Annotated in this window: 17 protein-coding genes; all 17 read right to left on the bottom strand. The window is 33.7% G+C overall.

The genetic code is table 11. The annotated features are described in order from the left end of the window. Positions 1–128: 128 nt before the first annotated feature. Complete coding sequence (locus tag DW269_RS06415; RefSeq protein WP_117459030.1) at positions 129–1,751, bottom strand: peptide ABC transporter substrate-binding protein; 1,623 nt, start codon at positions 1,749–1,751, stop codon at positions 129–131. Between the two features lie 96 nt (positions 1,752–1,847). Next, a complete protein-coding gene (nrdG, locus tag DW269_RS06410) occupies positions 1,848–2,354 on the bottom strand; it encodes an anaerobic ribonucleoside-triphosphate reductase activating protein (protein ID WP_006504538.1) in 507 nt (168 codons plus the stop codon). A 23-nt stretch (positions 2,355–2,377) separates the two neighbouring features. Then, positions 2,378–3,106 carry an energy-coupling factor ABC transporter ATP-binding protein gene (locus tag DW269_RS06405; RefSeq protein WP_117459029.1) on the bottom strand — a complete coding sequence of 243 codons (729 nt, stop codon included), beginning with the start codon at positions 3,104–3,106 and terminating at the stop codon, positions 2,378–2,380. Beyond that, positions 3,103–3,807 carry an energy-coupling factor transporter transmembrane protein EcfT gene (locus tag DW269_RS06400; protein ID WP_158546320.1) on the bottom strand — a complete coding sequence of 235 codons (705 nt, stop codon included), beginning with the start codon at positions 3,805–3,807 and terminating at the stop codon, positions 3,103–3,105. Before DW269_RS06400 ends, DW269_RS06405 begins: the two co-directional genes overlap by 4 nt. 4 nt (positions 3,808–3,811) lie before the next feature. Beyond that, entirely contained in the window at positions 3,812–4,798 is a 987-nt protein-coding gene (locus DW269_RS06395; RefSeq protein WP_117459027.1) for an energy-coupling factor ABC transporter permease, read from the bottom strand. A 1-nt stretch (position 4,799) separates the two neighbouring features. Continuing rightward, a complete protein-coding gene (gene larE / locus DW269_RS06390) occupies positions 4,800–5,600 on the bottom strand; it encodes an ATP-dependent sacrificial sulfur transferase LarE (protein ID WP_117459026.1) in 801 nt (266 codons plus the stop codon). After that, on the bottom strand, positions 5,578–6,042 hold the full coding sequence (gene larC, locus DW269_RS06385) for a nickel insertion protein (RefSeq protein WP_117459025.1): 465 nt from the start codon (positions 6,040–6,042) through the stop codon (positions 5,578–5,580). The genes larE and larC overlap by 23 nt, the downstream gene beginning before the upstream one ends. Beyond that, on the bottom strand, positions 6,020–6,814 hold the full coding sequence (locus DW269_RS06380) for a LarC family nickel insertion protein (protein WP_117459024.1): 795 nt from the start codon (positions 6,812–6,814) through the stop codon (positions 6,020–6,022). Before DW269_RS06380 ends, larC begins: the two co-directional genes overlap by 23 nt. Next, positions 6,811–7,554 (bottom strand): nickel pincer cofactor biosynthesis protein LarB, encoded by a 744-nt coding sequence (gene larB / locus DW269_RS06375; protein WP_117459023.1) that lies wholly within the window; start codon positions 7,552–7,554, stop codon positions 6,811–6,813. Before larB ends, DW269_RS06380 begins: the two co-directional genes overlap by 4 nt. 146 nt (positions 7,555–7,700) lie before the next feature. Next, positions 7,701–8,300 carry a hypothetical protein gene (locus DW269_RS06370; protein ID WP_199412128.1) on the bottom strand — a complete coding sequence of 200 codons (600 nt, stop codon included), beginning with the start codon at positions 8,298–8,300 and terminating at the stop codon, positions 7,701–7,703. Positions 8,301–8,427: 127 nt separating this feature from the next. Further along, a complete protein-coding gene (locus DW269_RS06365; RefSeq protein WP_233503276.1) occupies positions 8,428–8,904 on the bottom strand; it encodes a helix-turn-helix domain-containing protein in 477 nt (158 codons plus the stop codon). 165 nt (positions 8,905–9,069) lie between these two features. Then, positions 9,070–9,369, bottom strand: coding sequence for a type II toxin-antitoxin system RelE/ParE family toxin (locus tag DW269_RS06360; protein WP_117459022.1), 300 nt, complete (start codon positions 9,367–9,369; stop codon positions 9,070–9,072). Next, entirely contained in the window at positions 9,362–9,625 is a 264-nt protein-coding gene (locus tag DW269_RS06355; RefSeq protein WP_117459021.1) for a prevent-host-death protein, read from the bottom strand. The genes DW269_RS06360 and DW269_RS06355 overlap by 8 nt, the downstream gene beginning before the upstream one ends. Positions 9,626–9,751: 126 nt before the next feature. After that, on the bottom strand, positions 9,752–10,387 hold the full coding sequence (locus DW269_RS06350; protein ID WP_117459020.1) for a hypothetical protein: 636 nt from the start codon (positions 10,385–10,387) through the stop codon (positions 9,752–9,754). A gap of 4 nt (positions 10,388–10,391) precedes the next feature. Beyond that, positions 10,392–11,045, bottom strand: a complete 654-nt coding sequence (locus DW269_RS06345; RefSeq protein ID WP_117459019.1) for an HAD family phosphatase — start codon at positions 11,043–11,045, stop codon at positions 10,392–10,394. Then, positions 11,029–12,108: an SIS domain-containing protein gene (locus DW269_RS06340; RefSeq protein WP_117459018.1), complete on the bottom strand. Its 1,080-nt coding sequence runs from the start codon at positions 12,106–12,108 to the stop codon at positions 11,029–11,031. Before DW269_RS06340 ends, DW269_RS06345 begins: the two co-directional genes overlap by 17 nt. A 52-nt stretch (positions 12,109–12,160) precedes the next feature. After that, positions 12,161–13,165: an SIS domain-containing protein gene (locus tag DW269_RS06335; protein WP_117459017.1), complete on the bottom strand. Its 1,005-nt coding sequence runs from the start codon at positions 13,163–13,165 to the stop codon at positions 12,161–12,163. Positions 13,166–13,169 lie beyond the last annotated feature (4 nt).

The following is a 13,169-nucleotide window of genomic DNA, read 5'->3' as shown; positions in this document are numbered from 1 at the left end:
CACCGCTGTGGTGCTAATGTTTGATTATTTTTGAGACATTATCAATTTCGGTTGACAGAGAAAATTTAACTTTTTTTAAAGAATTCGTGAGAAATTTAAAATCCCGGGATTGACCCGGGATTTGTATCTTATTTAGCCTTATGAATAAATTTAAATGTGAATGCTGAACCTAATGCAGCTTCATATACAATACCTGTATATTTCTTGTTCTGTAATGATGCAGCACCCTTCTGGAATACTGGTAATACAGCATATTCACTCATACAGATATCTTCTGCCTGATAAAGCATCTGCCATCTCTTCTTAGCATCTCTTTCAGTAGTAGATGCCGCAATTAACTGGTCATATTTCGCATTGTTATATTTACCATAGTTATTTGAATTACCTGTAGAAACAAGGTTCAAATAAGTGATTGGATCAGGGAAGTCTGGTCCCCATCTTGCACATGAGATATCAAAATCGCCTGATTTCTGACGTTCTACACGGTCTTTCTTAACAGTTGCAACCATTTCGATATCTAAACCTTTAATTTTTTTGAAACATGCCTGTAAATATTCTGCTTCAGTATCTGCAGGTGTTTCATCTGTACCATAAAGTAATCTTAATTTTAATGAAGAAACACCAAGTTCTTTTAAGCCTTGATCAAAAGCAGCCTGTGCTTCTTTTAGATTATATTCAGTATAATCTTTACCTTCTGAACGATATTCTTTACCATCTGGTCCATAAGTGAAATCAGCGCTTACAAAACCATCTGCTTCTCTAGAACCATCCTTTAAGACTTTATTACATAAGTCTTTACGATCAATTGCTAGAGATAATGCTTTACGAATATTTGTATTCGCAAGAGCCTTGTTGTTGAAGTTCAAATATAAATAATACATATAACCCTGTTTGAACTTTACAAGACTATCTTTACCTTCATACTTATCAACTAAAGCTGAGTTAATAGTCGCAAAATCAACTTTACCATTATCAAATGCTGCAGCTGCAGTCTTAGGATCTTGAACAAGATACATATTTAAACCATCTAGTTCAATCTTATCTGCATCATAGTATTTATTATTCTTTTCAAAAGTAATCTTATTAGACTTAGTCCACTTAGTTACCTTGAATGGACCATTTGCAAGTAAATACTTCGCATCAGTAGCATATTTAGAACCACACTTTTCAACAAATTTCTGATTCTGTGGATAGAAGCATGGGAATGTCATGATCTCTAGGAAATAAGGACATGGCTGAGATAAAGTAACCTGTAATGTCTTCTTATCCTTTGCTTCAACACCTAGTTCCTTGATCTTATCACCAGCAGTTGTACCAAGTTCAGCGAGTTCATCCGCATTCTTAATACATGCACCTTCTTTACCAAAGATATAGGCATAGCTACCTGCATTCGCAATTAGTTTTCTCCATGAATAAACAAAATCATCAGCTGTTAAATCATCACCATTAGACCATTTCGCATTCTTTCTAATAGTAAATGTATAAGTTAATCCATCATCTGATACCTTATAAGATGATGCAGCAGCTGGTACAAGCTTTGTACCGCCCTTTGCAGTAATATCCATAAGTCCTTCACTAAACGCATGAATCGCATTAAATGATACACCATCATCAGATACACTTGAATCTAGAGATGTTACATCTGCTTCACTTGAAAAGTTATAAATCGCTTTATCGTCGGAAGTAGAACCACATCCCACTAACATAGAAGCAGCCAAGGCTGCTGCCACTATAATCTTGAGACTTTTCATAAAAATCCCCTCCATTTATAATCTTTATAAATATTATTATACGCTAAAACACTTTCTTTTGTACAGAAAAATATTTATTAAACTAATAAGTATTTATTATATCTCTTTGAATTCAACTAAAGTGATATCTTTATTTTCTTTTGTTTTCTTTATATCAATAATTCTTTGATTAGAAGAACCTCTGAATTTGAGATTCGCATCTTTTAATTCATTCACAAATGGTCCATCTACTAATACATCAACATAATCAAGTAATGGCTGTTTCCATTCCATAATTTCTTCATAAAGGAATGAAGAATAGACCCAGATAGATTTAGTAGGACATTCTTTTTTGATATGTTTGAGTAATTCTAAAATATCGTCTCTGTTTTCTTCTTCAAAAGGTTCTCCACCTAAAAGTGTGAATCCTGCAATATGGGGTTTGTTAATAAGTTTAATTAGTACATCTTCTAATTCAGATGTAAAAGCCTTTCCTCCATTAAAATCCCATGTTTCCTGATTAAAACAGAATGGACAATGACGATGACATCCTTGAGTATAAAGAGATACTCTAATACCTGGTCCATTCGCAATATCTACTTCTCTTATTTGTGCATAACGCATCTTTTTCACCTCACAAAGCTCTATTATATACTCTTTTGTCTACTAAATGAAAGAGGAAGCTCTAAACCATTTTCTTCAAGAAGCTTTTTATTTGTTAAGATGTCTTGAGTTGGTCCATCTGCAACAAGCTTTCCATTAGATAGTAATAAAACACGATCACATGTATCATAAATAAAATCTAAATCATGGGACGCTATCAACATTGTATAAGGGAGTTCATTTAATACGTTGATTAGTCCACGACGATGTCTAGGATCTAATGAAACAGAAGGTTCATCAAATAATAGAATATCTGGACGCATAGAAAGGACTGTCGCAATGGCAGCTCTTTTTTTCTCTCCACCAGATAATCGATAAATCTTTTCATGCTTCTTTTCCTGCATATGTACAAGATCCAACGCTTTATTTATACGTTCTTCTAATTCATCTCCCTGTAATCCTTCATTCATTGGGCCAAAAGCTACATCTTCATATACAGAAGACATAAAGAGCTGATTATCTGAATCCTGGAAGACATAACCTATATGAGAACGAATGGATGCAAGGTTTTGATTGTTCATAGTTAAATCTGTAACTTTCAGTTCTCCCTGACCATTTTCTATTCCAATAATAGTTTTAAGAAGTGTAGACTTCCCTGCTCCATTACAGCCAATGAGTCCTACTTTTTCACCTCTTTGGATATGAAAATTCAAATCATCTAATATAATACGATTCTCTATATAAGAGAAAGAGAAATGATTCAGTTTAATCATAAGGTCCCTCCTTTCAAGAATAGTAATAGTACACACATAATACCAAATGTAAGTTTAGATAACTTATAATCATATTTTTTTGATTGTAATGGCATTACACCTTTAAAGCCTCTTAACATCATAGATTGATAGACATTCAAAGCACGATCAATGGAACGAAGCATCATTGAACCAACTAATGTACCCCATGTCTTTATAGAAATACCAATCTGGCCTGGTGCACGTAAGCTATAGGCAAGCAAAGTTTTATCTGTTTCTTTAAAGAAAAGAATGAGATATCTTTGGATTAACATGATGACGGCAATAAGAGATTGAGGCAATTTTAGTTTAGATAATCCCATACAGAGTTCCTCCATAGATGTTGTGGTCATCAATATGTAAGAGAATAGTAAAGCAAATATTCCTTTTAATGCGAGCACAATAAAACAAGTGATTCCATATCCCTTAAAGAATAAGAAAGGTGTTCCCATAAAGAGTAATAAAGCCACTAATGGTTTGAGTTCTCCTAGACATTTGAATAAATTGATTTCTCCAAGCATTGAAAATAAGAGTAATGGTAAAAACATCACTACAATATAAATATTATGAATAGAATAAGAAGCAGTGATTATCAAATAAAGTAATACAATCAGAATCTTATAAGTGGGATGAATGGCAGAAAGAATGGTTGTACGCTTAGAAAGTGCATCAATTTGATGCACTCTCTTAATGGCTTTCTGTATGTTTTTCATGATAACGATGAATGAGCATATAGAGTCCTATGACAACCAAGACTCCAACGATTCCTGCAAACATCCCACCTAAGATTGATTCATGTCCTGCAATATTATAGTCAGGTAATAATGCAGTGAGTTCCTGAGCACGCGAAGACAAAGAATAAATAGCCCCTTTATGTTGTAATTCTGTAGAACCAGTCAACTGTAAAATAGACCATTCTAATCCATCAGGAAAGGCACTTGCGAATATTGATAAGATCCCAGCCACTGCAACAGAGAGACCACCAAAGAGTGCAAGAAGCTTCTTTTTAGATGTTTTTGCTAGTTTAGTTGTGTGCCCCTGCCAGATAAGTTCTGGACGTGCTTCATAAATAAATGATAGAACTAAGCCTGTAATAATACCTTCTACTACACCTATTGCAAGATGAATAGGCTGCATCACACCAATGAATAAGTTCCATGGGAGTGCTGTAATACCTGATAATTCTGTTTCTACAACTACTGAGAAGGCACCTAATTGTAAAGAAATGATAGAGCCTAAGATAGAGGCAATCATTAAGTTCTTCTTAGATAATTTTTTACTGATTATTGGCTTAAATATCAACATCGAAGAGATAAAGCATCCATAAAATGCCATATTCCATATATTACATCCTAGGGTAAGTAATCCACCATCCGCAAAAAGCAGACATTGTATTGCCAGTATACCTACCATCGTAAGAAATCCTGCATAAGGACCTAATAGTGCGGTTAACATGAGTCCTCCTGTTAAGTGTCCTGAAGAACCTGTTCCTGGGATAGTGAAATTGATCATCTGGGCTGCAAAGACAAAGGCGCCCATGACACCCATCATTGGGAGTTTCTGTGGATCATTTTCTTCTTCTAGTTTTTTTATTGAATAAATAGTCATTGCACCTGATGCCAAATACATCGTTGTCGCAACAGCAGGTGAGACCAAGGCGTCAGCCATATGCATATTATTTTTCCTCCAGTTTAATATCTTGACTACCACTTCTAAATCCTTCTATATCAAGTGTTACATAATCATATCCTAATTTTTTAATAAATAAGACAATCTCTTGACGGTAATCCATACATTTCATAAAAGCATCTTGATCAATTTCTAAACGTACTAAGTCATTATGTATTCTTGCACGTACATTGTAGAAACCATATGCATGAAGATAATCTTCAATCTTTTCTACCTTACGCATTTCCTCATAATTAAGTAATGTATGATAAGGAAATCTTGTCGCAAGACAAGGTGAAGAAGGCTTATTAGCCGCTTTTAAATCATAAGTACCAGCCAATTCTCTAATTTCTTTTTTAGTCATATTAGCCTCTAAGAGCGGACTATGTAATCCTAATTCCTTAATTGCTTTGATACCAGGACGGTATTGTTTTAAATCATCAGCGTTTGTACCTTCAAGAATAGTAAAAATACCTAAACTATGTGCGAGTTCCTTCACTTTAGTAAACATATACTTCTTACATAAATAACAACGATCTACAGGATTATTTTCTATTCCTGCACCTTCTAATTCATCTACATGAATCACTTTATGAATAGCCCCTAATTCTTCAGCTATTCGCTTGGCTTCATCTGCCTCCATCACAGAATGAAGCGCTGTTTGAATAGTAACAGCATAGACATGCGTATGATAATTTTTTGAAGCTTCAACTGCCATTTTTAATAAGAGTGTACTGTCTACGCCACCAGAAAAAGCAATCATGACATCTTCATGTAGATACTGATCAATGATGGTTAATAAATTCATAATAACTCCTTTCCAGCAATTGATAAACATCTATAATAGATAAATTATGTTTTTCACTTAATAACTTCGCACTTTCATATTCAGGATACGCTCTTTTTTCTCCATCTATATTGACCACCTTAAATACGGCATCACCTAAAGGAGTAGAAATTGTTTCAAAGGTTCTTTGAAGAACTGTACGTTCCATGTAAGTACGTCTGATACCTATTGTCGTTGTTTCCTTAAAAATAATGTTTTCTAATTCTTTTCTTTTTTCTTCATCACATAATACATTGAGCAAGTAAGCAGGTCTGTTCTTTTTCATCATCACTGGAATATAATGGACATCTTTTGCGCCATGATTCATTAATAATTCCATTACATGACCTAATACTTCTCCTGTACTATCATCAATATTTGTTTCTAGCTTACAAACTTGATCAGTGCCTGGGTGTTGTTTCAATCAACATCGCACGAAGTAAGCTTGGTCTTTCATAAGCACGTTTTCCTGCTCCTATACCTGTTTTCTTAATTGTGAAGGTAGAAGGAAGTGTATGAGATGTCACAATAGACGCAGCAATGGCAGCGCCTGTAGGAGTCACTAATTCTCCTTTGATAGTATCAATATGAATAGGTAAATGATGACTAGACACAATATTATTCACTGCAGGAACTGGGACAGGAAGTGTTCCATGAGCACAATTCACAGTACCTGTTCCTTCATAAATAACCGGAATATAGACTTCATCAATATCTAAATCATCAAAGCATACGGCTGCAGAAATAATATCTACAATAGAATCCACAGCACCTACTTCATGAAAATGTACTTCATCAATAGAAGTACCATGGGCTTTTGCCTCTGCTTCACCTAAAATAGTGAAAATCTTTTTAGCCAATTCTTTAGCATGATCTGTCATTTGTGCATGATCAATGATATGTAAAATATCATGCAAGTGACGATGTTCATGATGGTGGTGATGTTCATGATGTGTATGTTCACCATATAAATAATCCATATCATGATCATGATTATCATGTTCTAATACAACATTAAAATCACAGACATCAAGTCCTGATTTATTGACTCTTGTGATTTCAGTTTTAAAACCTGTAAGAGGTAATGATGAAAGAACTTCTTCTAATACTTCTTTTGAAGCCCCTAGATCAAGTAAGCTTGCGACAAACATATCTCCACTTATTCCAGAATAACATTCTAAATATAATTGATTCATTTTGTTTCCCCCGTTCTATTAATCTGAGTTGCGATATAACCTGCACCATAGCCATTATCAATATTCACTACCGCAATACCATTGGCACAGGAATTAATCATTGTAAGTAAAGCACTGACACCATGAAAGCTGGCTCCATAACCCACTGATGTAGGTACTGCAATAACAGGACAATCTACTAGGCCACCAATAACACTTGCAAGAGCGCCTTCCATTCCTGCCACCACAATAATACATCGTGCAGATTGCAGGATATCTAACTTAGATAATAAGCGATGAATACCACTCACACCTACATCATACAAACGTTCTACATGACTACCAAAGAATTCAGCTGTCTGTGCTGCTTCTTCAGCCACATTAAGATCTGCTGTACCAGCACTACATACAACAATCTTCCCTTTATGTTCCTTTTCTTTTTCTATCTTAATAATATGTGATAATGGATTATATTCTAGTTCAGGAAATTCATTCTTTAAGAGTTCATATTGATGTACTGAGGCTCTTGTCCCAAGTACTTCTCCCTGCACCTCATAAAGTCTTCTCACAATACCGACTAAGTGATCATCTGCTTTTCCCTGGCAATAAATCACTTCCTGAAAACCTGAACGTATTTCTCTATTTGTATCTAATTTTGCATAGCCTAATTCTTCAAAAGCTGATTTCTTAAAGAATTGTTCGGCTTCTTCTACAGATAGTTCTCCTGTTTTAACCTTTTCTAGTACTTCCTTTGTTTCCATACAATCACCACCTTTATTAGGGTAACATTAAACCCTGGTTTAGTGTCAAATGTTTTGTATATTCATTATACAATGAAGAAAAAAATAGTTCACAAGAAAACTTGCGAACTATCACTTTTCTAATAATTATTTTAAGATTGAATAAACTACTTCTCTCTACCTTCTATAGTCATTTTCACCAGACCAAGCACTGCTGCATATAATACTCCAGCCACTGGCCATATAATCCATGTGAACTTCCAGTTATTTGTCGAGAAACTCCATCCAAGATATATCGCGACTATCAAACACCAATAAGCACCTGAAAAAGAATCTGTCTTCTTTTTCACATGTTTCTCTTCTATTGTATATTCCCCTTCCTGCAATAGAGTATCATAGCTAGACTTGATCATACCTGCACGAATAAGAATATTGACACCAATAGAAACAATAATAAGCAATAGACCTACAGATATACCGCTCATATAATCTTCTACTTCCATTACACCTGCCATTATAGTAGGAATGACAGAAAGAATACAAAGTACTACTCCTATCGCAATATTCCTTGTGAATGTTGGTTCATATTGTTTTCTTCTTTCACGTACCATTCCTGATACACCATATTCTGTTTCAAAGCTTTCTTTTTCTAGATGTTGCATAGAAGCATCACGTATTCCATAATTCACAAATAGATAGACAGCTATTGCGACTAATACAAGAAGTAGTACTAAACTAAAACCTATAAGTATATGATTTTGTGTCATTGTACCTAATGTTGCATAGAAGCATCACGTATTCCATAATTCACAAATAGATAGACAGCTATTGCGACTAATACAAGAAGTAGTACTAAACTAAAACCTATAAGTATATGATCTTGTGTCATTGTACCTAATGTTGCATAGAAGCATCACGTATTCCATAATTCACAAATAGATAGACAGCTATTGCGACTAATACAAGAAGTAGTACTAAACTAAAACCTATAAGTATATGATCTTGTGTCATTGTACCTAATACTATAAGAGGTACAGGACTTAATATGCATAGACTCGTCGCATTCGCGACTATTCTTGAACCTCTACTCTTCATATCAAGATATTGATTGGCTTCTTCCATACTTACCTTGATTGTTTTTGTTTCAACATATTCATTCTGTCGTTCTTCTTCTATTTCATCCTTTAGTAAATAATCAGTAGTCACACCAAATAGTTCAGACATCTGAAGTATTCTTTGTAGGTCTGGTATAGATCCTGAACTCTCCCATTTAGAAACAGCTTGTCTAGAGACACCTAACTTACTTGCAAGTTCTTCCTGTGACCAGCCATTCTTTTTTCTCTCTTCTATAATCTTATCAGCAAGATTCATATTCATTCCTCCTTACATACCAAATATACCAATTATGGTAATTTCCTTCTACCAATTCAGGCTGTAAATATGTCAACTGGCGGTTGCAGGAGGTGATTTTTCTAAACAAGTCTGATTATATAAAAAAAACGCATGGTGTGAACATGCGTTATTTAGTCTATCTCCTTATATATTACGTCCCTGGTATTGGACTGTAACCACGTAAACAGTTTTATGTAGCTCGTCAATTCGAAAAATGACAATATAGTTATCAATCAATAATTGTCTGTATTTTCCAGCATATCTTCCTTCTGTTCTCACTTGATGAGATTCAGGAAAAGTATCCAAACCCAAGATAGCATTTTTAATTCGAGTAATTTGTGCTCTCGCATTTTCAGAGGCTGATTTTTCAATTGCAATATAGTTGTAAATATAATCTAATTCAGAAATTGCTTTGGGATTGATTTTTACTTGATACTTATCCAAAATGCTTTTTCTCCAAATCATCGAATATTTTTTTTGCATCAACTGCTTCTGCACCATCCAAAAGTTCTTGCTCAGATTCAAAGATTGCTTTGTCTATACGATTTATTCTAGCAAACTCATCATATAATTCACTGCTCATCACAACCAGGTCACTATAGCCATTTTTTGTAATGAAAATAGGTTCATGATGTTTGTGTGCAATATTAGAGATATCATTTGTATTTCTTAACTCCTTAATAGGTAGAATTAGTGGCATAATACCTCACTCCTTTCATCAACATAATTATAGCATAATTATGTTGATATGATAGAAATATTCTGGCGAATATAAAAGACAACCATTAGGCTGTCTTTCTGGTAAGAGAACATTTAAATCATCCTATTAATTTTGAGAATGAATTAAAGATTCATATATAGTTCCTTTACTGTCTTCTAAAGCTTTACTCTTATATTCCTTACTCTTTGATTCATTACCCATATTTTTGTAGATAACTGATAATAAGAATTCAAGATAGGGAGTATCTTCATTGTTTTTAGTATATTCTTCATCTTCTAGATCAGACTTCAATTCATCATAATACTTAATTCCACCACTAATCAAAGTATCATTAACCATATCCATCTGTCTATATAGGGCATGATCATTTGTAGTGCTAACCATTTCCAACAAACGATCAATCATAGATGCATTCTTCTTATCTACATATATATAGAATACTGATTTTGCGAGAGTAGACTTCTGCTTAGAATTCATAGGAACATGATTCATTATATTGTTTACTTGAGTATCTATTTGTTTGTTATCATTTACTTTTAGATAAGCATTTAAAAGTAAATATTCCCTATTAAATAGAGGAATACATATCTTAGCTAGTTGAGTTGCCATTAAGTCTTTTATTGCCTTAATATCATTGTTATGGAGTAATGTTAGATAATTTTTTAGGAGTTTCTTTCTGATGATTACTGGAATAGTACCAATAATAGCAATCACTATAGCGACAATTAACATAGCATTCATACTTTTATGCCCCTTTCTCAATCAACTTTATAATATCATTTAATTCATTAATAATTATATCTGCATGACTTTGATCCAAGCCAAACTTATCATCTTTTAAAGCCAATACCTTAATACCAGCTCTATTTGCAGCTAATATTCCTTTAGATGAATCCTCAATAATAATAGCTTCATCTTTATTCACATTCAATTCTTTAATTGTATGTAGATATATTTCTGGATTTGGTTTACTTTCTTTGAATTGTTCACCACTTACTATAAGTGAGAAATACTTTTTTAAACCAGCCTGATCCAATGCAGTATTAATACTATATAAACTAGAAGAGGATGCTAACGCTATTTTATAATGTTTACTTAAGTATTCTAAAACGGAATAGATCTGAGGTCTAACGACCGCTTTATAATCACAATCAAATGAACGAAAATATTCTTGAAGCATATTTTTAAATGTCATGAAATCTGTTTTGTTATTCCACATTGTGTATGCTTGTTCATAATATAATTTACTATCAATACCAATAAGAGGAATACAATCACTTACTTGTATTTCTATATCATGCTGTTTAAAAAATCTTATCAAATCATTTATATACATGGTTTCACTATCAAAGATCACACCATCCATATCAAAAATAACAGTTTTAATCGTCTCCATCATAATTCACAAAATTCTCCGTTTTTGCAGCAGCAATAGCCTTAAATTCTTTTAATAATGGATGTTGATAAATAGAGTGTAAGTCATTTGAAACAATAAAGCTTAATAATTGTACAAATGGTAGATATACAAGTGGACATAATTCACTTGAAACAGTATCACTCAAACTTAAAACATGATCATCACTTGATAATTGAGGATTGTTTGAAATTAAATAAGCTCGATTGCTGACTTTTCGCGTAGCCTTATATACTTGTTCTACGCGTCGACTTGCACCATCGTTTCCATCAAAGAAAATCACATTGTATTGTGGCGTTAATTGAAGGTTTGGTCCATGAATATACTCTTCAATTTCATAGCAGCAGCTTGGAATATGAATGGTTTCACCCATTTTTAATGCACTTTCAAGTGCTGTTCCATAATTGGCACCCGCTCCACAACTGTAAACCCAGGACATAGATGTGAAATTCTTATAATGTCGCTGAATAAAGTTTGTAGCCCGATCAATCATTTCTTCATTTAAATCAGCTGCTTTCTTTAATTCATCCAAATATTCAGTCTTTCCAGAATACGCAATTGCGAATAAATCTAAGAATAACGCAAGTGAAGAAACACCTTTTGTGACATAACCAACTAATTCTTCGCCCACACCATATTCAATCACAACATCCGCAACATCTTTTACATCGCTGTTTTTATTTCCTGTTAAGCAAATAGCTTTACATTCTTTTTTCTTAATGATTTTTAATGCTTCGATTGCATTTGTACTTAAACCACTCTGTGTAACCACTAAAACTAAGTCGTTCTCTTTAATATCATTTTCATAGTACGTAAATGTATATGGAGTAATGATTCTAACTTCTAAACCACTTACTTTTTCCACAAAACTTCTAGCACAATAACAAGCATTATGACTTGATCCAGAAGCAACAAGTAAAATACGTTTGATTTCTTTTTGTTGCACTTCCTTCATCAATGGATCAACTAGTGTAGTATACTGTTCAATATTTGTTCTTAATACGCCTGGTGTTTCTTTAACATAATCAAGCATTGTTAATTTATTCATAATATACCCCCAATCAAGGTATAAAAGGTGGAATAAATCCACCCTTTATATTTTAGTATTCTAATCTTCTGTAGTAACGACGGATTTCCATAGGGTGACGAGTTTCGATTTCCATATGAACATCAATTCTGTTGTTTACAGCATGCATTACATGGTGAGATAAGTGTTTACGATATTTTTCACTAATTCCCTTTAATTCGTAATCTTTAGTGTCAATGATTGTGTAGTTTGCACAAATTCTTGGAATAAAGTTAGCTACACGTTCAGATAATGGACGCTGAGCATCTTCACCAATATAGATTGTAACTGGAGTTTCTTTAGTTACGATTTCAAACATACCATGGAAGAATTCATTTGATGTGATTGATTTAGTTTTTAACCATAACTGTTCTTCCCAATAGCACATTGCATATGAGTAAGTAGCACCCCACTGGTTTCCAGCACCTACAAAGTAGTGCATTTCATCATTCCAGTGTTTTTTAGCGAATTCAATAGCGAATGGTTCAGCTTTCTTTTCAACTTCTACTAAGTCTTCTGCTAAGTATTTATCAAATTCAGCATACATATCATCGTAGTCTTCTAATTCACCATTGTTGAACATGAAACGGTCAGCAACCATGAAGAACTTTAACTGTTCGTTCATTGGGTAAGAGATCTTGTAGTCTCCTAAATCTAATAAGATAGCTTCTTTAGCATCAACAAATGAGATAACTGTAGCACCAACTTCAGCTTTGATTTTCTTGATAGCATCAACGACTTCTTTAGTGTTTCCAGATACAGATGAGATAATAACAACTGTATCTTTAGTAATACGTTTGTTTCCTGTAGTTAAGTATTCAGCAGCATTTTCTGCCCAAGTTTCAATAGCACTCATTTCTTTCATGTGTACTGTAGCCTGCATAGCACTTGCCCAAGTACCACCAACACCTAACCAGCAGATGTTTGAATATCCATGTTCGCAGATTTCATCAACGATTTCGTTGATCTGAGGGCGTAAAGCTAATGCGCCATTTACGCTATCGATTTTTTCCTGTTCATTAAATTTAATCATTTCCATTTTC

The organism is Catenibacterium sp. AM22-6LB (assembly GCF_003435615.1).
Taxonomy (GTDB): Bacteria; Bacillota_I; Bacilli_A; order Erysipelotrichales; family Coprobacillaceae; genus Catenibacterium; species Catenibacterium mitsuoka_A.
Note: the sequence above shows the minus strand (reverse complement) of the source record. Positions and strands in the feature narration are given on the sequence as shown.